Origin of the sequence: Mucilaginibacter auburnensis, from assembly GCF_002797815.1 — a bacterium.
GTDB classification, from domain to species: Bacteria; Bacteroidota; Bacteroidia; order Sphingobacteriales; family Sphingobacteriaceae; genus Mucilaginibacter; species Mucilaginibacter auburnensis.
The window spans coordinates 1,568,019-1,587,435 of sequence record NZ_PGFJ01000002.1 but is presented as its reverse complement, the minus strand read 5'-3'; the positions used below and the strand labels follow the sequence as shown (position 1 = coordinate 1,587,435).

Below are 19,417 nucleotides of genomic sequence, written 5' to 3'. Positions count from 1 at the left end.
CACATGAAATTATCAGTCCCAAAGCTCTTAATACGTGATGGCTTTTTAACCGAAGACGATCAGGAAAGGATAGATGATTTTTCGCGACGCTCGGGCTTATCGTACGTAAAAATTGCGCTGAACTTTGGCTACATCTCACGTAAAAATTACGAGCGATCTCTTATCAATGCGGGTTATGCATTCCAGCAAATAAGGGATGAACCTCGCGATGAGGAGGTGCTGAGCAAAATTGAACTCAAGTTTGCTGATGAACATCTGGCGCTGCCTTTACGCATACAGAATAATAAGGTTGTTACGCTAATGGCCGACCCATCTGACGAGTTGTTTATTGACTTTATCAGGTTTACCTACAATTTAGAGCCCGAAATAATCGTTGCTTCTGATTTGGATATTACCTGGTTAAGCCACGTTTTGTTGGGACAAAAATATGTGAAGTCGGCCGTTTTTGAACTGCTCAACCGCGATCCCAAAAACTCAGCGCTCACAACTTTTACTACCCCACAGTTAGTATTTACGTTTGGCTTATTAGGCGTAGTAGTTGCCGGATTGATACTCAGTTTTGCTAATACAGCTATCATCATAAATGTTCTGCTCAGCAGCTTCTTTTTGGTTGCTATAGTTTTCAAGCTGTTTTTGGCTTTGGTTGGTTCAAGGTTTGAGTTGGATGAAGCTGTTACAAAAAAGGAAGTACGCGAAGTAGTGGACGATGAATTGCCCATATATACCATACACCTCCCGGTTTATAAAGAAGATAAGCTGATTAAAAAGCTGATATGGAACCTGCAAAGTATTGACTATCCGCGCGAGAAACTGGATATAAAGTTACTGATTGAGGAAGATGATGATAAAACACTTAATGCGGTGCGTAATCTTGATTTTCCAGCAGTGTTTGAGGTAATTGTTGTGCCTTTCCACATGCCTAAAACTAAACCTAAAGCATGTAATTACGGGCTTCATTTTTCAAGGGGTAAATTCCTCACTATTTATGATGCTGAAGATGTGCCAGATACCGATCAGCTAAAAAAGGTGGTTGCCCTGTTTAATAAACTGCCGGATAATTATATAGTTATTCAAAGTGCTCTAAACTACTTTAACCGTAACGAGAATTTTCTTACCCGTATGTTTACGCTGGAGTATTCTTACTGGTTTGATTATATGCTACCCGGGCTTGATACTTTTGATATACCAATTCCACTTGGAGGTACAAGTAATCACTTCAAATTTGAGTACCTGATAGAGTTAGGCGGATGGGACCCTTTCAATGTAACCGAAGACGCAGATCTTGGTGTTAGGGCTTATGATAAGGGTTATAAAGTGGCCATTATTAATTCAACCACTTATGAAGAGGCCAATAATGAAATGTTTAACTGGGTGCGCCAACGTTCGCGTTGGATAAAGGGCTATATGCAAACGCATTTGGTGCATATGCGTAACCCGATAGCATTATGGAAAAAAATAGGTTGGAAAGGCTTTTTAGGATTTAATTTTTTTATAGGTGCAACGCCTGTAACCTTCCTGGTATATCCGTTGCTGCTATGCATATTTTTCTGCTACGTTATCTTTGATCTGGAAACCATACGCACCTTGTTTCCTGATTGGGTATTATTTATGTCTATTATCAACCTCATGGTAGGTAATATTTTAATGATATATGTAAACATGATGGCTGTGTTTAAACGCCGCTATTACGAGTTGATATTATTCGCGGTAGCTAATCCAATTTACTGGTTATTGCATTCCTGGGCAGCGTACAAGGGGCTTTATCAGCTTGTTGTAAAACCATTTTACTGGGAGAAAACTAATCACGGTTTAAGTAAAACCCATAGTCCTACAAATGTCACTCCGTAAAATAAAAATAACCAGCGGGCAATCTCTGCTCATTATTACATCGCTGCTTGCCATTTATTATCTGGTATGCGGTTATGTACTTAGTGATATGGGGTATAGTAACCTTGAGTCGGTTTTTTATGTAGAAAAGGTACGTATAATATTTGAGGGCATTGGCTATAAGCTTAAGGTTATGGGCCTAACATCGCCCATTATACCCTTCTTTGCAACATTTGCCTTTACGGTTATTGATCCCTTGCTTGCGCCTGTAATAGCATCTTGTTTAGGGACAGCGGTACTTTTTTACATGATTGCGGGGGAGATTACCAAAAGACTTAAGGATGATTTTTATCTGTTTCTGTTGTTGGCTGTTTTCCTCTTTCATCCGGGCTTACTTTATACGGCCTGTTCCGGCAAGTCAATATATCTGGTATTGATATTCTTTTACCTGTTTTTTGTTAACCTTTTCAGGTATTACACATCCAACACAACTTTCCACGTATCAATTGCCAGTATTTGCCTGGTAATACTGTTGTTTTGCGATTATAAGTTTATCTGGCTTACCTTGTTTTTTATACCGCTGGTATTTTCCATTTCCATACAAAGCCTTAATCTGGCCGAAAAGGAATCTATTTTCAGGATGACGATGAGCTTTAATAGTCCATCGCTAAGGCGTAAACTTATTAATAAAACATTTGCCCTTTACATCATTTTGTTTGTGTTGCCAATAGCATCAATTGTTTGTTACAAACTGCTTAACCTGACCAACGCAAATGATGTTGACTACTTTTTGCAGAGCCCATACTCAACATGGACGGTTTTAGCCGACCGGCTTAACTATGATCTTACCGCAATGAACCCGGGGGCCGATAACACCGAAGTTTCACTATTGATCACGGCTAAAATAATTGCCTTCTGCCCGCTTATTGTGGTGATGATGTTCTTTTTCAGGAATAAGGTTTATCAGGTTTTAACACTGCTTACCCCGTTTGCTTTTGTTGAGTTTTTGCATTTAAAGTATGATAAAACACCTATAGCTTATCAGTATTATCTTATTTTTTTAGTGTTGGCAATTCTGTGCATCATAATTAAAGGAGCAAACATAAAGCAACAACTTATTTTTAAAGTTGCTTTAGGGTTCATTATGTTGCTGCAATGCTATACAGGATACTATTTCCTGAAAAACTCATCGTCAGACGAGGAAAGAAAATTTATCGCTGCCTTTATTGACAGGAAACTGGATGAGGAAAAAGCAGACGAAGACCGCAATATGGCTAACTATATTAACGGTTTGCCAGAAAATACACGCGTATTGGTTGATGATGCCGTAGCTTACAAGATAGTTGCTTATACAGATAATATAAAAGGACTTATACTACCCTACCAGGACAATTACGTTGGCGCTGTTGAGTCGCCGGGAGATTATGCGCAGTATATATTGGTAACATCTCCTAAAAACTTAATGGCGGGTTACACGCTACTCAGCTCCAAATATCCTCCTTTACTTTACCAAACAGCAAATAATTATGCCACCTTGCAAAAGGTGCATGAAACACCAAACTGGGTGCTTTACAGGTTTCTATAGCATTAATTTTTAATATATTTTGCCTGTACTGCTATGGTAGTACAGGCATCTTTATGTTTATGGCACCATACAATTAACCTGTTATTATACCGGATTGTTGTTATATTGCATTGCCAATAAACTTATTTACCTAACCTCTTTATTGCCATGCGTTTTAACCGTGTGCTCTGTTGTTGTATTGTTGTGTTTGCCATTACACTAACCAGTAACTTTCTGTATGCGCAACTTGCCTCCAGGCAGTCAGATGCTCGATCAGGCAGAAAAACAATGTTCGATTCACTACTTAACTTGTACGGATCAAAATACAGATCGCCTGTGTTATATGTGCATTTTGATAAAAACGTATATTCCAACAACGAAACTATTTGGTTTACAGGTTACCTGTTAAATGGTGCAGACGGGTTAAGCTATAATACGCTGTCGCTTGTACTGGTAAAAGACGATAACAGAAGCATTTTAATGGATGACCGTTTTGTAATAAACAATGGCTTTTGTTTTGGCAATACCACCATTCCCGATTCTGTGAACGCAGGTGCCTACACTTTGATAGCTTACGGTAACCGCATTTCGGGCGATGTACCGGATGCAGTGTTTACCCAACAAATTACAGTTAAAACGGGTAATCAGCCAACTTTTAATGCTTCGCTTAACCCTCTTGATACATCTGCCACTTTAGCCAATCAAAAAGTAATGTTGCTGGTTAATTTCATGGATCAAAAATCGGCACCGGTTAGTGTGCCGGTTAAGTTTTTTGTTGGCGATGCGCGTAAGCCGGTTACCACCGGTGCTGTTAAAACTGCAAACGGGCAATATATCTTTAACATTCCATCGTCTTTGTTAAATATGGCTAATAACAAACTGCATGTACAGGTAAAGTATAAAGCAGAGGTGCAGGACTTAAGCATGGTGCTACCAGTAGCTTCGCAACCTGCACAGGTGTTGTTTTTCCCTGAAGGCGGAAATTTGGTAAACGGTATTGTAAATACCATAGGTTGGGAGGTTAAAAGTGCCGAAGGAAAACCGCTTTTTGCCAATGTGGTATTGTATGCAGACAAGCAAGTGCTAGATACCGTACATAATAACGGCAGTGGGCTGGGCAGATTTGCATTCATCCCCCAAAAAAACAAGCAATACTATTTAAAGCTACTTGGCAGCAATAACAATGAGGTATTTAACCTTCCGGCCATTGTTAATAGTCCGTCGCTCACGGTTAATAAGGCTGTTGTTAACGATACTTTGATTGTTGATGTACATAATAACGATCCGCAACGCAAGCTATACCTCATAGGTCATAATTACAGTCAAACTTTTTTTGAATCGGTAGTTGAAAATCGCGTAGGGCAGCGCATGAAGATCATTTTGAAAGATGTGCCGCGCGGATTATTGCAGTTAACTTTGGTTGACAGCTTAGGCAGGCCTTATGCCGACAGACTTATTTTTGCACACTACAACAACACTTCCAGGCTTGAGATCACCACGGACAACGCCACTTATGCCGCCCGAAAAAAAGTAAAGCTTAATATTAAGCTAACCGGTTTGGCGGATAACGCGGCTGTTTCTGTTGCAGTAGTACAGGCCAACAGGGTGGAAATGCGTAATAAGAACGATATTGAAACTTATATACACTTACGACAAAAAATAGGCGAACTTCCTTTAAAGGAGAATTATTTCAGTAACACATTTTTTGACAAGCGCGACCTTGAAGACCTGTTACTTATAAAGGGGTGGAGCCGTTACAAATGGACAGATGTTTTAAAGGCAGAGCAAAATACTTTAGTAAGTAAGGAAACTGAGTTGAAGCTTAGCGGAAAGGTAACAAGGCTCATTGGTAAGTTTAAACCACCGGTAATGTTAATTACCTTGAATCCCGGTGCAATGTACGAAACCGACATCAATGGAAATTTTGCATTACCCGATAGCAATATTCTAACAGAACCTAATAAAACTATTGGCATAATGGTAGCTAATGGAGATGTTGCTGATTATAAAATAGACATCGTTAACCCTTACGACACTGTTAATAAGGTACTTGCTTTGAACATGAGTCCGGTAACTATTTACACATCTGCACAACAAAATTCATCTGATCTAAGCATTCCGGGCACAGAGAGGGCTATCCAGTTAAAAGAGGTGGTAATAAAAGATAAAAAGGTTGATGATGTTTTCTATCCAAAATTTGGCGGCATAGGAGCTAACGAGTGCGGTGATTATGTGTGCCAGTATAATATTTTAAACTGCCCAAACCATCGGTTCGCATCAGGCAACACGCCCCCTATAGTTGGTATGTCATACCAGGGACGTGTTTATCAGGGTTGTCAGATCATGAAGGTGGCCAATAAGCAAACCGGTTTAAAGTTTAAGGGTATTTATGCCGCGCAGGAGTTTTACCCATCCGATTATTCGGAGATCAATCCATCGCAACCAGAATATTTGTCAACCATATATTGGAAAAACCAACTGCTCCTTAAAAAAGGTGAAGTGCAGGAAGTATCCTTTTATACGGGCGATATCACCGGTCCGTTTAAAGTAATTGTACAGGGCATAACAGCTGATGATGTTATTTACGGTGAAGCGGTTTTCAATGTTAAAAAACAGTAAGCTTATGTCGAGATTACTGTAGTTAAAAATTTAGTTATATATTGCTTTCGCCAAAATCTTTATTCAGATAAATCTTATGCCGCTTGTTTTGAAAGTACCGGTATTCGCCTGTAGTTTATTGTTGTGTTTAAATTTGTTATGTGGCAAAGCAAATGCACAGATCATTGAAAAGCGCCCTGCGTCTTCTACTGTGCAAACCAATTTTGACTCGCTTATCAGCTATTACGCGGCAAGCCGGCATTCGCCCGCGCTGTTTATTCATTTTGACAAAAATGTTTATTCCAATAATGAGAATGTTTGGTTTACAGGATACTTACTTAACTATACAGACGCGGCACTGTATAACACTTTGTCTCTTGCCCTGGTAAAAAATGACGATAGAAGTGTTGTTATGGACGACCGCTTTATCATATCCGGCGGGTTTTGCTTTGGCAACACCAACATACCCGATTCGGTGAGATCTGGCGCTTATACCTTTGTTGCTTATACTAACCGCTTGCAAAACGGTAAACCCGAAGTGCTGTTTACGCAACAAATAACGGTAAAAACAGAAACGGTGCAAACCTTCAATGCGTCGTTGAACCCATTAGATACGTCGGCTACGGCAGTTAATCAAAAGGTAATGTTGCTGGTTACATTTATGGATGTAAATGCCGCACCGGCTACCTTACCTGTAATCTATTATGTTGGCGATGCCCGTAAGCCCGTAACAACAGGAGCGGTTAAAACAGCTTTAGGACAATACATTTTCAACATATCATCTAAATTATTAAGTGCCGGCAACAACACTTTACATGTACAGGTGAAATATAAAGACGAGATTCATGATGTAAAAATGAAACTTCCCGTGCCGCAGCAACCTCCCAAAGTGCAATTCTTTCCGGAAGGTGGTAATCTGATAAATGGTATAGTTAACCTGGTGGGTTGGGAAATTAAGAGTGATGAAGGCGCACCATTATTGGAGGAAGCTTCACTATATGAAGATGATAAATTGATTGACGCCTTTACCTCTAACGGCTATGGTTTGGGCAAGTTTTACCTGGTACCGCAGGCTGGCAAAAAGTACAGCCTTAGGTTAAAGAGAAATGATGGTAAAGCAATTTATAATTTGCCTGCTGTTATTAATGGCGCCACATTAATTGTAAGGCATGCAGTGGTTAATGATACGCTTATGGTTGATGTATATAATAATGACGGCGGAAGGCACCTGCACCTGTTAGGCCACAATTATGAACATTTATTTTTTGATGTGCCTATTGAAAAAAATCCTATACAAAGGGTTAAAATTGTTCTGAACAATATGCCAAGGGGCTTAATGCAGTTAACATTGGTTGATAGTAGCGGCAACGCGTATGCCGCACGTTCGGTTTTCGCACATTACAACAACAATTCAAATATCACTATCACTACTGATAACAATAGTTATGGCACTCGGAAGAAGGTTAGGGTCAGCCTTAAACTTGAAGGGCAGAATAAGGAAGCGGCAGTATCAATAGCAGTTGTGCAGGCTAACCGGGTTGAAATTAAAAACAGTAACGATATTGAAAGCTTTATTCATTTAAAACAACACCTTTCTGGTATACCTGTGAGGGAGAATTATTTTGAGAATTCGGAATTTGCCAGACGCGACCTGGAGGATATACTCTTAATAAAAGGCTGGAGCAGATACAAGTGGACAGATGTTTTAACAGTGCAGCCTCATGATACAGTAAAAACGGCTACTGATTTGGTTTTTACAGGTAAGGCAGTAAGGAATTTCGGTAAAATGAAAGCCCCAATTACCATTTTAACTGTTGAACCGACAAGTACTTATGAAACAGATATGTCGGGCAATTTCACATTGCCCGATAATAATATAGTAACGCTGCCGGGCAAGAAAGTGGGCATAATGGTGGCAGCACGAAACATGGCCGATTTTAGTATTAAAGTAGTAAACCCTTATGATAGCTTAAATAGATATATGGCCGGGATTATTGAACCGTTTACCTATTACTCGCCTGCACAAGAAAACTCTAACGCCTTACAATTGCCCGGTAGTGAGCGCGCTATACGGCTTAAAGAAGTTACAATAAAAGATAAAAAGGAAGATGATTTTTTTGCCACAGGCCCTAACCCCTGCGGCGATTATATTTGTGTTTATAACATACTAAATTGCCCTAATCATAGGGGGGCTTCAGATTGTAAGCCGCCGGTTAAAGGAGCAACCTATAGGTCTGGTATTAATGGAACCGGAACCGTTGTATACCAGGGATGTAATCAAACTTCCGGTTTAAAATTCAAAGGTATATATGCACCTCAGGATTTTTATCCGTCTGATTACTCAGAGCTAAATCCGTCACAGCCGGAGTATCTGTCAACAATTTACTGGAAAAATCAGCTCATGTTGAAAAAAGGTGAAACAAAGGAACTCTCATTTTACACGAGTGATATAACAGGTCCGTTTAAAATAATTATACAAGGCGTAACCAATACCGACGTGATACACCAACAAGCATCTTTCCGGGTAAGTAAGTAATTAACTATTTAAGCTTAGCTAAAGCCTTGCGTACACGTGGCATAGCAGCAGCAATATCCTCATAGCTACAAGCACCAACAGATGCCCTGAACCAGGTAACTTCATCGTCTGTGCCAAAAGCTGCAAAAGGCACAAATGCTATCTTAGCTTCTTTTATCAGGTAAAAATTAATATCTGCCGAGTTTTGTAATACCGCCCCATCAGGAGTTGTTTTGCCTTTGTAGTCAATTTTAATGGTTAAGTAGATAGCGCCCATCGGAGCTATTGAATCTACAGCGAAACCATCAGCCTTTAATTGCTGAAAGCCGTTGTGCAGGGTATTTAAGCTTTGTTGTACACGGCCTTTTAAAGTATCCAGATAGGTATTTACAGCAGCATCGTCCATTATGTACTTGGCCATAGCAACCTGCTCAGCCTTCGGCGACCACGCACCCATGTGTCCAACAATGGCTTTCATGTTATTGATAACACCTTCCGGCCCGAAGCCCCAGCCAACACGCACACCTGTTGCGGCAAAGCACTTAGATGCACCGTCAATAAATATTACATAGTCCTTCAACTCAGGGCGCAAAGTAACCGGGTCAAAATGCTGGTTATCGCCAAAAGTTAATTGAGAGTAGATCTGGTCATATAAAAAATAAAGCGGTTTTTCGCCTGCCGCACGGCTTTTATTCTCGGCAATTACCAGGTCGCAAATTTCTTCCAGGTCTTTTTTGCCAAACATGGTACCGGTAGGGTTAAGCGGAGAACACAGTGCCAGCAAAGCAGCGCCTTTAATATGCGGTCGCAGTTCATCAGCGGTAGGCATAAAGTTATTTTCGGCACGGGTTTGTACCATTACGCCTTCGGCTTTAAGCAGGTCGCAATAGTGATTATTGTTCCATGACGGGGCAGGGAAAACCACCTTGTCGCCCGGATCAACTACCGCTAAGTAAGTTGAGTAGATCAGCGGACGAGAGCCGCCTGAAATTAAGATCTGATTGGCTTTGTAATCCAGCCCTAAGCGGTTCTTCAGAAATACCGATACACTCTCGCGCAGGGCAAGCACACCATCAGCAGGGGGGTAGTTGGTTTGATTGGCTGCATAAGCCTCAACAATATCCTGCTTCAACTCATCCGGAATAGGATAAATGTTAGAATCGTAATCACCAATAGTTAGGTTGGCAATGTTTTGTCCCTGGCGTTTTAACTCATTTATTTCGCCCGCAATTTTTATGATCTCAGAACCACGCAGGTTCTCCGCTAATGCAGATACTTTCATTCTTCAAAGGTAAAAGGATAAAGCTAAAAGGTGAAAGGTTTTATTGTACCTAAAAACAAAAAAGGTAAAAGGAATGCAAGAAGCCCACACTCCTTTTACCTTTTTGCTTTTGTCCTTTCAATCTCAGGATATATATGGCTTTCTTAATCTTATAATTCGCACCCAGTGCATCACTTTCATTACCGGGTAAACAGGGTCAAACTCATACCATTTTGCAGCAAAGTTTGAACTGTTAGGACGCTTGTGGTGATTGTTTTGAAACAACTCGCCCAGCATTAAAAAATCAAGCGGAATTGAGTTTTTTGATTTATCGCCGTTGTCAAAGTTAGCGTAGCCGTATTTGTGGCCGCACCAGTTTACAATAGCACCGTGCAACGGACCCATTATAAAATGGATAGGCAATAGCAAAAACATCCACCAGTGGGTAGCAAAAGCAACGTAAAAAGCAACGTAACCTAAGCCAAACAATATGCGCGAAGCGTAAGTAGAGCCCCAGTAATCCAATGCTCTCCATTCAGGGCAGTACCCGGCAAATTGAGCATCAGGTTCTTTCAAACGTTTTTCATAAAGTTTATAACTGATTGCAGTGCGCCACATCATCTGGAAAACATCCGTAAAAAAGTGTGGTGAATGCGGGTCTTTTTCTGTATCGCTATAAGCGTGGTGTTCACGGTGCATTATTGCATAGGCCCTCGGATTTAAGTACGACGAACCTTGGCAGATAAAAGTCAACAAATGAAAAACACGCTCATTAAATTTATTGGTCACAAACATTTTATGCGACGCATATCTGTGCAGATAAAATGTTTGAAAGAACAGGGACAAAAACCAATGTCCCAGAAAGAATAGTAAAATAGCCACTAAAAAATTGTATTGATGTATTATATATTAACGGCGAAGATACGATTATAGTTTTACAGCACTGAAAGTAAATCAAATAATGACAAGGATCATTTTTGCAAAGTATTGCGTAAAAAAAGTGCCAAGTGGTTCGCTGCCTGTATATAAATTACCCACAAGCGGGTATTTTTTGGTATGAAATGAAAATTATGTTTGCTGTAAACATTTCAATATATGCAGATCAACATTAAAAAGACGATCAATACCATAGTCATGGTTACTTTGATCATTACGTTCCTCCCTGGTTGTAAAAAAGAAAATGCCGATAACCCTGATCCTATCCCCGTGGTAGACAATAGTCCGGTTATAACAGGTATGAGTAACACAGGAGCATTGCCCAATAGTGTAATAACCATCACAGGGAGTAATTTGGGCTCCGCTAATGTTGGCGCTACAGTAACCTTTAATGGTGTTGCAGCTACCATAAGTTCCTTAAGCGCTACTGAAATTGTTGTTACCGTACCCTCAACAGCTACAACGGGTAAAATAGCAGTAACAGTAGGCGGTAAAACCGTTACATCAACCTCTAATTTTGTTGTAAAAACCGGGAATGTAACTACTTTGAGCACAACATATGTTGAACATTTGGCGGTTGATGCGGCCGGAAACATTTACGGAGATGCTTCAACGGCAATATATAAAATTACGGTGGGAGGAGTTACAACCTTATTTGGCGGAACTGTAAATACTAATGTTAATAACCCAATCAAATCGGCATGGGGAATAGCTGTTGATACAGCCGGAAATTTATACCTTCCTGATATCAGAGCTTATGCTATTCACAAAGTGTCAAAAACCGGTGTGATAACCAGATTGGCTGGAAATGGAACAGCTGGTACGCTGGATGGTAAGGATACAGCTGCGAGATTCACTTACCCTAAGGGCATAGCAATAGATAAGGCAGGAAACCTGTATGTTACAGATAAATACAGGGTGCGTAAAGTAACTCCTGCAGGCGTTGTAAGTACACTTGCCGGAAGCGGTGTTAAAGGAGATGTTAACGGGCAAGGTACTGCAGCCCAGTTTGGCGAGTTAGAGGGTATTGCTGTTGATGCCAGCGGCAATGTTTATGTGGCTGATTTAGATTATAAACGTATACGTAAAATTACTTCCGCTGGTGTTGTCAGCACTTTGGCGGGAAGCGGAACAGCTGGCTTTGCAGATGGTGCAGGTACATCAGCACAGTTTTTTTACCCGCAAGGCATGGCCGTTGATGCTGCAGGAAATGTTTTTGTAAGCGACGGAGATTTTCAAAGCTCCTATTATGCTATACGCATGATCAATAAAAATGGTGTAGTAAGCACTTTCATGAAAGGCAGCGATGCGCCTGTTAAAACAGGGCCTGTAAATACAGCTACTGTTAATTTTCCGGATGGAATAGCTTTTGACGCAGCAGGTAATATGTACATAACAAATACAGGCAGCGGCATTGTAAGCAAAGTAACTATTAATTAAAGTACATCATTTCTGTAGCTAACAAACAATGGCCCGTGAACCAACGTTCACGGGCCATTGTTTATGCTATTGTACTACCCAATTCAAACAGATCAGCCAATAGTTTATAAGAAAGTAGTCTGTCGTCAAAATCTTCGGCAATGGTAACGGCTATTATTTCATCTATGCCATAGCTTTCGGCTAAGGTTGACAGGCGTTCTTTAACCATTTTTGGGCTGCCTGCTACTACTCGCTGGCGGTTGTAACGTATCCTGTCCTGCTCCGCAAGAGAATACTGCATGTCTTTTACATCCTCATAACCTAAAGCAGAAATGCCTCCGCCGCGCTCCAATTGAATAAAACGGTGATCCATAACCGCTTTATGTTGCATAACTTTCTCTTCGTCTTCTGAGCAGAAGACAAATATAGCCATATTGGCTTGCGGCGTTTCGCGGTCAAGCGACGGTTGAAAGCGCTCTTTATACAATTGTACAGCTGCTGGTCCGCCAACCGGGTTAATAAAATGGGCAAAAGAAAAGCCCATGCCAAAATGTGCGGCAAATAACCCGCTTTGGCCGCTTGAACTAAGCAACCACATATCAGGTACGCTTTTTACCTGTGGGATGGCGCGTATACGACCCTGCGGCGTGCCTGGTTCGCCGGTATCATGAAAATAATTTTGCAGATCTGTTAACTGCTCCATAAAATCCTGCTCGGCCCAGGTGTTTGATGGATTAAGTATAGATGCGGTAAGCCTGTCTGTACCGGGGGCTCGGCCCATGCCAAGGTCAATCCTGCCCGGAGCCAATGCTTCCAGCATCCTGAAGTTCTCTGCAACTTTTAAGGTACTGTGGTTAGGCATCATTACTCCGCCTGAGCCAATGCGGATAGTTTTGGTTTGTGACGCCAGGTATGCCAGTAATACCTCGGGAGTTGAGCCAGCTAAACTCCCCGTATTATGATGCTCAGATACCCAAAAGCGGTGAAAGCCTAATTGTTCGGTATATATAGCTAAGGCAATAGTTTCCTGCACTGCCTGCTCTGCCGTAGCTCCTTTGCGCACCGGCGATTGATCAAGCACGCTTAGCTTTAATTTCTGTTTTTCCATATCGATGTAAGCAAAGTTAAGCTTACTTGTAATGGACAGATAGCGGGCCGGCTTTTTATGGCATTAGCGTTACATAGCAATTTCTAATTATTGCGGTTCTTTAAAGATGTACTCCTCTTCCCATTCTATATCGAACAATCTCAAAAATTTTCTATACTCATCTAAAAAGGTTTCTTTTTGATGGTGCTGTTGCTGGTTTTGTATGTATCTTATTACTGCGGGGACCTGACTTTTTGCGTAAGAGAAAGCGCCATAACCTTCTTGCCAGGCAAAGCAATTGGAATATTGTTGCTGCTTTATCCATTTACTGCTTTCTGTTTTCACTTTCTGAATGATTGAGGAAACAGATTGGTGCGGACGTAACCCAACAAAAATATGTATATGGTCAGGCATGCTGTTTATTTGAAGCATTTTGTGCCTGTTTTCCTGCAGGATACCTGTGACGTACTTGTGTAGTTGTTCTCTCCAGCTATCTTCAATCAAAGCCGTTCTGTATTTTACTGCAAATACAAACTGTATGTGAATTTGGGTGTAACTGTTGGCCATGTGTCAGGATTAGGTTATCTACCTGCAAGATAGTTATTTCACGAATCGTTCCGATGGAACGACAAATTTTAGGTTGTTTAATTCTACCGACGAGATGTTCCTTAGGAACATTTTTTTCGACCTTTTCTACCCCGCGGCCTTTGAAATATTTACTGTGGTTTAGTTGCCTACGAGATATTCAGCAGGAATATTTTCTTGCCTTTCTATCCGGATATTCTCAGCCGGAATATTTATGGTGATTTTTCTACCGGCGAGATGTTCCTTATACAATGTTCCATCGGAACATCTCGTCGGTAGAAAAGAAATAGCAAATTAAATAGCGTGCCGTAGGCACGCTTCGTGATAAACTTAATTTGTGATAGACATTATATACTAATAATTACCATTCTGGTTCTAAACTCAATCCTTAAAATGATATAAAAAAACCACCTCACCCGTGTAGGCCGGTTTTTTCTCGCCATCAATTTCCATGGTTACGCCTATACTGGCTTTTGTTATACCCCTTAGGTTTACAATAGATACCAGTTTTGCAATTAATCTTACACTGCTATTCACCTTAACAGGCTGCGCGAATTTTATGCTTTCAACAGAATAGTTAATTTCCATTTTTAAATTCTGCACATCAGCAATCTGGTGCCAGAAGAAAGGCAATAGGGATACTGTTAAATAACCATGTGCTATGGTAGCGCCAAACGGACCTTCATTTTTAGCACGTTCTTCATCTACATGTATCCATTGGTGATCAAGTGTAGCATCAGCAAATTGGTTTATTTGTTCCTGGGTGATGGTGTGCCAGGCAGACGTGCCTATTTCTTTACCTAAAAGCGCTTCAAATTCGGTGAAATTGTGGATAGTTACCATTCGGCTATAATTTGTGGTTTTAAAATTGGTTAACGGGTTATACCCGCTGAGTTAAACTGAAGATCGTATAATTTACGGTAATAACCATTTTCTATACGTAAAAGTTCTTGGTGAGTACCGGCTTCTTTTATTTCGCCGTGATCAAGCACAATAATCTTATCGGCATTTTGTATGGTTGAAAGGCGGTGCGCTATAACAATAGCCGTGCGGCCTTCCATTAGCTTATCAATAGCTTTTTGAATCAGTATTTCTGTTTCTGTGTCAACAGATGATGTAGCCTCATCCAACACCAATATTGCCGGATCATAAACCAATGCCCTGATGAATGATATTAACTGTGCCTGCCCGGCTGAAAGGGTTGCGCCACGCTCCATTACATTATAATCATATCCGCCGGGGAGGCGTATAATAAAATCGTGTGCACCAACATCTTTAGCCGCCGCGATGATTTGTTCGCGTGTTATGTTGTCGTTATTTAAGCTGATATTGTTGGCAATGGTATCGCTAAACAAAAATACGTCCTGTATAACGGTTGCTATCTGCCCACGCAGGTAGTTGATATCGTACTCGTAAATTTCGTGCCCATCAATGGTTACCTCGCCTTTACCTATCTCATAAAAGCGATTAAGGATATTAATAGTTGATGATTTACCCGCACCGGTGGCGCCAACTAATGCGAGCTTCTCGCCGGGCTTAACTTTGAAGTTGATGTCTTTTAAAACCCAGTTCTCATCGTTGTAAGCAAACCAAACATTTTTAAATTCTATCTCGCCATTCAGTCTGCCGGTGCGCAGTTGCCCTTTATTGACAGTGACCTCGTCGGTATCTAAAACTTTAAATATCCTGTCGGCCCCAACCATGCCCATTTGCAGGGTGTTGAATTTGTCGGCCAACTGCCTTATAGGGCGAAACAAAAGGTTGAGGAGTATGATAAACTCTAAAATAACTCCTGCTGTAACCGGTTTTCCTGTTGCTGTAATGGACGATAATTGTTGATCTGTTAAAATGCGTGTACAACCATACCAAACCAGTAAACCCATACAAACGGCAAACAAAATTTCAACCACAGGGAAGAAGATAGAGTAATACCAGTTAGAGCGAATGTGTGCATCACGGTGTTTGAGGTTTACATCATTGAACTTGCGCATTTCCTGCTCCTCGCGGGCAAACACCTGTATTACGCTCATGCCCGATATATGTTCAGCTAAAAATGTATTTAAACGTGCTACCTGCGTACGCACTTCCTGAAAAGAGGATTTTATAGCTTCCTTAAAAACATAAGTAGAGGCAAAAAGCACAGGCATGGGAATGAGTGTGATCAGCGCCAGTTTCCAATCTTTAATAAGCATGGCAACAACTATGGCTATTACCAGCAACAGATCGCCTATGATGGAGATCAACCCTTCCGAGAATATATCGGCTATCGTTTCCAGGTCTGATACAGTGCGGGTGATCAGCATTCCAATAGGGGTGCGGTCAAAATATTTCAGCCTAAGGGCAGTAATGTGATTAAATACATCAATACGCAGATCTCGAATTACAGATTGACCAAGTGTATTAGTAAGATAAGTTTGATAGTATTGCGCAATGGTTTGAACAATCAGCAGGCCAATCATGAGTTCCACCATCATTGACAGACCATCATAATCATTGATCATAATAAACTCGTCTAACGTTTTTTGGATGAGTAAAGGAAGCGCTAAGGCAGCAACAGCTAAAAAGATAGTAAGAAACGCGGCTATAATAAAAGTAACACGATATGGCCTTACGTAATGCATTATACGTTTAAACAGTTGCCAATCAAACGCCTTACCGGTTACGCCCCCTCCGCCCCCTGAAGGGGAAACTTTTGAATTATCTTTTGATTTTTCGTCGCTCACAAATTCAAATTTAGTCTATTTTTCTTAATCATTAAATTGGCTAAAGTTCCCCCTTCAGGGGGAGGGGGTTAATACTTCACCTCAGTTAAATATAACCCGCAAGCGGGTACAGATGTTCCGGCATTACTGCGATTTTTGCTTTCTATAATATCTCTTACCGCTTCGGGTGCAATTTCTTTACGCCCTACCATTATTAAGGTACCTACAATAGCACGTACCATGTTGCGGAGAAATCTATCAGCGGAAATATGAAATATAACGCCATCCTCGGTTTCTACCCACTCAGCGCGGCTTATTTTGCAGTCATTAGTAAATACCTGCGTGTTAGATTTGCTGAAGCAGCTAAAATCAGTATACTCTCTTATAATAGACGCTGCCTGGTTCATCAAAGCAATATCCGGCTTGTCGCGTATTAGCCAGGAATAACCTTCTTTAAATGGGTCTTTTTGAAAGTGGATATAGTATTGATAGGAACGCAGCGTAGCATCAAACCGCGCATGTGCATCAGCATGAACAGCTTTAATACTTTTTATGGCGATATCGAGAGGTAATACTGAATTTAAACCTCGTATTATTTTGTCCATAGACCATGGTCCATGGACCATGGTCTCAAGGTCAAAATGCGCGAAAAACTCCTTAGCATGTACACCTGTATCGGTTCGGCCGCAACCTACTGTTTGAACAGCTTGCCTTAAAACGGTTGAAAGCGCTTTGTTCAAAACTTCCTGAACGCTTACAGCATTGGGCTGTATTTGCCAGCCATGGTAGCGCGTGCCATCGTAGCTTAGTTCAATAAAGTAGCGTTGGGTATTCACCCGGCAAAATTAGTGATTAGAGATTAGTTAATTAGTGATTAGTTAAACGAACTGCAACTAATCTCTGGTCAACTAATCACTAATTAACTAATATACTCCTTATAAATAGCGTCAAATAATATCTTATTCTCAACAGCCAGGTCAAAAGGATGGTCAAAAAAGGAATTATTGTAGCCTAAAGATTTTGCCAGGTTTTTTAAAACTTTAAAGTAGGTTATTTCAATGCCTTCTATGATCTGCAAATAAAATAAAATGAAAACGTCTCGCTCAACAGGTGTTTTGCCCGACTTAATTACCGAGATGTACGCTTCCAATGTTAAACCCTGCATGCCCAATATGCTTATTTTTGATGGTTGCTCGTTTATCATGTTGTAAACAGAATCCAATTGCATCATTTGTGTAACAGTATCGTCCTGGCACTCACGTAGCGCAAGCTTTAACTGGTTAATTGACGCTATTTCTACCACTTCTGCCAAAAAATCAAGCAGGTGCTTTTTGCCGTAATAAATATTATTTAAATGCTCCAAAAAAATGCGTTTTAAATGCGCGTCGGCAATTACAACGTCTTTGGGCGTTTGGGGTTGGTTAGGGGTTTCTGTCATTTCAAGTAATTCGGTCTATAAATTTAAGTCATTTGTACGAAATAATATACAATCAGGTTTATAATTAAAAAGAGAGTGGTGCTCTAAAAAAATTATATTTGCTGCATCTTAAGTAATAGCATATGTTGCAAAGAATACAAAGTATTTACCTGCTGTTTGCCGCCCTTGTTATTGCGGCTTTGTTTGTTTTTCCGTTGGTGCATGATGTGTATGTTGACGGACAAACGGTTACCGTAAAAGTTACCGGCATATATAACTATGTTAATGGCGAGGCAAAGCAGGTATTGTCCTTTATTCCGTTATCAATAGCCACCGCCTTCGTAGCTCTCATACCCATTATTATTATTTTTATGTATAAAGACCGTAAAAAGCAAATTATGCTTTGTTATGGAGCCATGGGGGTAATACTGGCGTTCAGTTATTGGGTAGCTACTACAGTAAAGAATGCGATAGGCGGCGCTAACCTTGAAATGTCAAACTACGGTATTGGCATCATCTTGCTTTCACTCGCTGTCTTTTTAATTGTTTTCGCTCAAAAATCTATTCAGAAAGATGAAAAGCTGGTGCGTTCCGCTGATAGGTTGAGATAGTATTTATCAGTAGTACATCCGCTTCCCCTCAATTCTTTGAAAGGGATGAGAAAAGAAATTACTTATCAGTGCGTTGAACCAATCTTTCTGGTAAACGGGTGTTGAATGCCCCGATGCCGGAATTATCCATAAATAAGCATTAGGCAAAGCTTCAGCAATTTCAACAGTATGTTTGGCGGGGATAGCTTCATGGTCGCCGCCTATTATAAGTGTAGGCGCTGTTATTACATGTAATTGCGCCGGTTTTATATTGGGGTGTACCAGCATCATATGGTTTACCTTATAGGCATTTTTTAGTTTTGCCGATGCTTTGCCTGTTTTTATTGAATCGCGCATTTGCCTGTCCGTCGTTAAAATGTCGTTGTAAACATATGGATGCAATGCGGTAGTATCTGGCCGTAAATTGGCGCCCGTGGCAGCTATTTTGCGCACTTTATCCGGATGTCGCATAGCTAACAGCAGTGCATTTATAGCGCCGTCGCTCCAGCCTATTACATAAGCTTGCTTTAGCTTCAGGTAGTCAAGCAATGCATTGTAATCATCGGCCATCATCTCATAGCTTAAAGAGTCTGTAGCATCTATAGATTTCCCCTGCGCCCGGCTGTCTGCCACAACAACCTTGTAGTTTTTAGCAAAAAAATCTATCTGGTTCTCAAAGGATTTTATAGTTCCTCCGTTAGGGTGTATTAAAAGCAAAGGCTCTCCCGTTCCGTATGTTTCATAATACATCTTAAATCCTCTTATATCAGCATATTTTCCGGCTGCAGCGTTATCTCCATATACCGTAGTTGAACTTTGTGCAAATACGATTTTGCTTAAAAATATGAGTAAAACAAGGCTGATACTACGTTCAAAGGTCATGGTGCGGGTTTTGAGCAAATATACCTAATTGTCA

At 40.7% G+C, this 19,417-nt stretch carries 15 protein-coding genes; 6 read left to right on the top strand and 9 right to left on the bottom strand.

Going from position 1 to position 19,417, the window contains the following annotated elements; all coding sequences use genetic code 11:
* Nucleotides 1–3: 3 nt before the first annotated feature.
* From CLV57_RS17805 to CLV57_RS17790, 4 genes are all read left to right on the top strand, one after another.
* Nucleotides 4–1,848, top strand: coding sequence for a glycosyltransferase family 2 protein (locus tag CLV57_RS17805; protein WP_100342729.1), 1,845 nt, complete (start codon nt 4–6; stop codon nt 1,846–1,848).
* Nucleotides 1,835–3,412, top strand: a complete 1,578-nt coding sequence (locus CLV57_RS17800) for a hypothetical protein (protein ID WP_100342728.1) — start codon at nt 1,835–1,837, stop codon at nt 3,410–3,412. Before CLV57_RS17805 ends, CLV57_RS17800 begins: the two co-directional genes overlap by 14 nt.
* Nucleotides 3,413–3,679: 267 nt before the next feature.
* Complete coding sequence (locus tag CLV57_RS17795) at nt 3,680–6,010, top strand: hypothetical protein (protein ID WP_157799214.1); 2,331 nt, start codon at nt 3,680–3,682, stop codon at nt 6,008–6,010.
* Nucleotides 6,011–6,086: 76 nt separating this feature from the next.
* On the top strand, nt 6,087–8,525 hold the full coding sequence (locus CLV57_RS17790; RefSeq protein WP_100342726.1) for a hypothetical protein: 2,439 nt from the start codon (nt 6,087–6,089) through the stop codon (nt 8,523–8,525).
* A gap of 4 nt (nt 8,526–8,529) precedes the next feature.
* On the opposite strand, the gene CLV57_RS17785 is transcribed toward CLV57_RS17790, so the two are convergent.
* Nucleotides 8,530–9,786, bottom strand: a complete 1,257-nt coding sequence (locus CLV57_RS17785; RefSeq protein WP_100342725.1) for a pyridoxal phosphate-dependent aminotransferase — start codon at nt 9,784–9,786, stop codon at nt 8,530–8,532.
* Between the two features lie 123 nt (nt 9,787–9,909).
* The gene (locus CLV57_RS17780; protein WP_100342724.1) at nt 9,910–10,647 is read right to left on the bottom strand and encodes an acyl-CoA desaturase; all 738 of its coding nucleotides are present in this window, start codon (nt 10,645–10,647) and stop codon (nt 9,910–9,912) included.
* Nucleotides 10,648–10,860: 213 nt separating this feature from the next.
* Here CLV57_RS17780 and CLV57_RS17775 point away from each other — a divergent pair, with 213 nt between their 5' ends.
* Entirely contained in the window at nt 10,861–12,141 is a 1,281-nt protein-coding gene (locus CLV57_RS17775; RefSeq protein WP_100342723.1) for an NHL domain-containing protein, read from the top strand.
* A gap of 61 nt (nt 12,142–12,202) precedes the next feature.
* Here the strand turns inward: CLV57_RS17775 and CLV57_RS17770 are convergent, their stop codons facing one another.
* The 6 genes from CLV57_RS17770 to CLV57_RS17745 form a co-directional block, all read right to left on the bottom strand.
* Nucleotides 12,203–13,228 carry an LLM class flavin-dependent oxidoreductase gene (locus CLV57_RS17770; RefSeq protein ID WP_100342722.1) on the bottom strand — a complete coding sequence of 342 codons (1,026 nt, stop codon included), beginning with the start codon at nt 13,226–13,228 and terminating at the stop codon, nt 12,203–12,205.
* 87 nt (nt 13,229–13,315) lie between these two features.
* On the bottom strand, nt 13,316–13,774 hold the full coding sequence (gene tnpA, locus CLV57_RS17765; RefSeq protein ID WP_100342721.1) for an IS200/IS605 family transposase: 459 nt from the start codon (nt 13,772–13,774) through the stop codon (nt 13,316–13,318).
* Between the two features lie 399 nt (nt 13,775–14,173).
* Nucleotides 14,174–14,635: a MaoC family dehydratase gene (locus tag CLV57_RS17760; RefSeq protein ID WP_100342720.1), complete on the bottom strand. Its 462-nt coding sequence runs from the start codon at nt 14,633–14,635 to the stop codon at nt 14,174–14,176.
* A gap of 29 nt (nt 14,636–14,664) precedes the next feature.
* Nucleotides 14,665–16,413, bottom strand: coding sequence for an ABC transporter ATP-binding protein (locus CLV57_RS17755; protein WP_100342882.1), 1,749 nt, complete (start codon nt 16,411–16,413; stop codon nt 14,665–14,667).
* A gap of 170 nt (nt 16,414–16,583) precedes the next feature.
* Nucleotides 16,584–17,330 carry a tRNA pseudouridine(38-40) synthase TruA gene (gene truA / locus CLV57_RS17750; RefSeq protein WP_100342719.1) on the bottom strand — a complete coding sequence of 249 codons (747 nt, stop codon included), beginning with the start codon at nt 17,328–17,330 and terminating at the stop codon, nt 16,584–16,586.
* 83 nt (nt 17,331–17,413) lie between these two features.
* Nucleotides 17,414–17,932 (bottom strand): DUF892 family protein, encoded by a 519-nt coding sequence (locus CLV57_RS17745; protein WP_100342718.1) that lies wholly within the window; start codon nt 17,930–17,932, stop codon nt 17,414–17,416.
* A gap of 122 nt (nt 17,933–18,054) precedes the next feature.
* Here CLV57_RS17745 and CLV57_RS17740 point away from each other — a divergent pair, with 122 nt between their 5' ends.
* Nucleotides 18,055–18,522: a DUF4293 domain-containing protein gene (locus tag CLV57_RS17740; RefSeq protein WP_100342717.1), complete on the top strand. Its 468-nt coding sequence runs from the start codon at nt 18,055–18,057 to the stop codon at nt 18,520–18,522.
* A gap of 6 nt (nt 18,523–18,528) precedes the next feature.
* Here the strand turns inward: CLV57_RS17740 and CLV57_RS17735 are convergent, their stop codons facing one another.
* Nucleotides 18,529–19,383, bottom strand: a complete 855-nt coding sequence (locus CLV57_RS17735; protein WP_100342716.1) for an alpha/beta fold hydrolase — start codon at nt 19,381–19,383, stop codon at nt 18,529–18,531.
* Nucleotides 19,384–19,417 lie beyond the last annotated feature (34 nt).

What these genes read in the sequence shown, in the direction of transcription:
- CLV57_RS17795 (WP_157799214.1), top strand. Translation starts at nt 3,680, where the DNA reads ATGTTCGATTCACTACTTAACTTGTACGGATCAAAATACAGATCGCCT.
- CLV57_RS17735 (WP_100342716.1), bottom strand. Translation starts at nt 19,383, where the DNA reads ATGACCTTTGAACGTAGTATCAGCCTTGTTTTACTCATATTTTTAAGC.
- CLV57_RS17745 (WP_100342718.1), bottom strand. Translation starts at nt 17,932, where the DNA reads ATGACAGAAACCCCTAACCAACCCCAAACGCCCAAAGACGTTGTAATT.
- CLV57_RS17790 (WP_100342726.1), top strand. Translation starts at nt 6,087, where the DNA reads ATGCCGCTTGTTTTGAAAGTACCGGTATTCGCCTGTAGTTTATTGTTG.
- CLV57_RS17760 (WP_100342720.1), bottom strand. Translation starts at nt 14,635, where the DNA reads ATGGTAACTATCCACAATTTCACCGAATTTGAAGCGCTTTTAGGTAAA.
- tnpA (WP_100342721.1), bottom strand. Translation starts at nt 13,774, where the DNA reads ATGGCCAACAGTTACACCCAAATTCACATACAGTTTGTATTTGCAGTA.
- CLV57_RS17755 (WP_100342882.1), bottom strand. Translation starts at nt 16,413, where the DNA reads ATGCATTACGTAAGGCCATATCGTGTTACTTTTATTATAGCCGCGTTT.
- CLV57_RS17770 (WP_100342722.1), bottom strand. Translation starts at nt 13,228, where the DNA reads ATGGAAAAACAGAAATTAAAGCTAAGCGTGCTTGATCAATCGCCGGTG.
- CLV57_RS17740 (WP_100342717.1), top strand. Translation starts at nt 18,055, where the DNA reads ATGTTGCAAAGAATACAAAGTATTTACCTGCTGTTTGCCGCCCTTGTT.
- CLV57_RS17800 (WP_100342728.1), top strand. Translation starts at nt 1,835, where the DNA reads ATGTCACTCCGTAAAATAAAAATAACCAGCGGGCAATCTCTGCTCATT.
- CLV57_RS17785 (WP_100342725.1), bottom strand. Translation starts at nt 9,786, where the DNA reads ATGAAAGTATCTGCATTAGCGGAGAACCTGCGTGGTTCTGAGATCATA.
- CLV57_RS17805 (WP_100342729.1), top strand. Translation starts at nt 4, where the DNA reads ATGAAATTATCAGTCCCAAAGCTCTTAATACGTGATGGCTTTTTAACC.
- CLV57_RS17775 (WP_100342723.1), top strand. Translation starts at nt 10,861, where the DNA reads ATGCAGATCAACATTAAAAAGACGATCAATACCATAGTCATGGTTACT.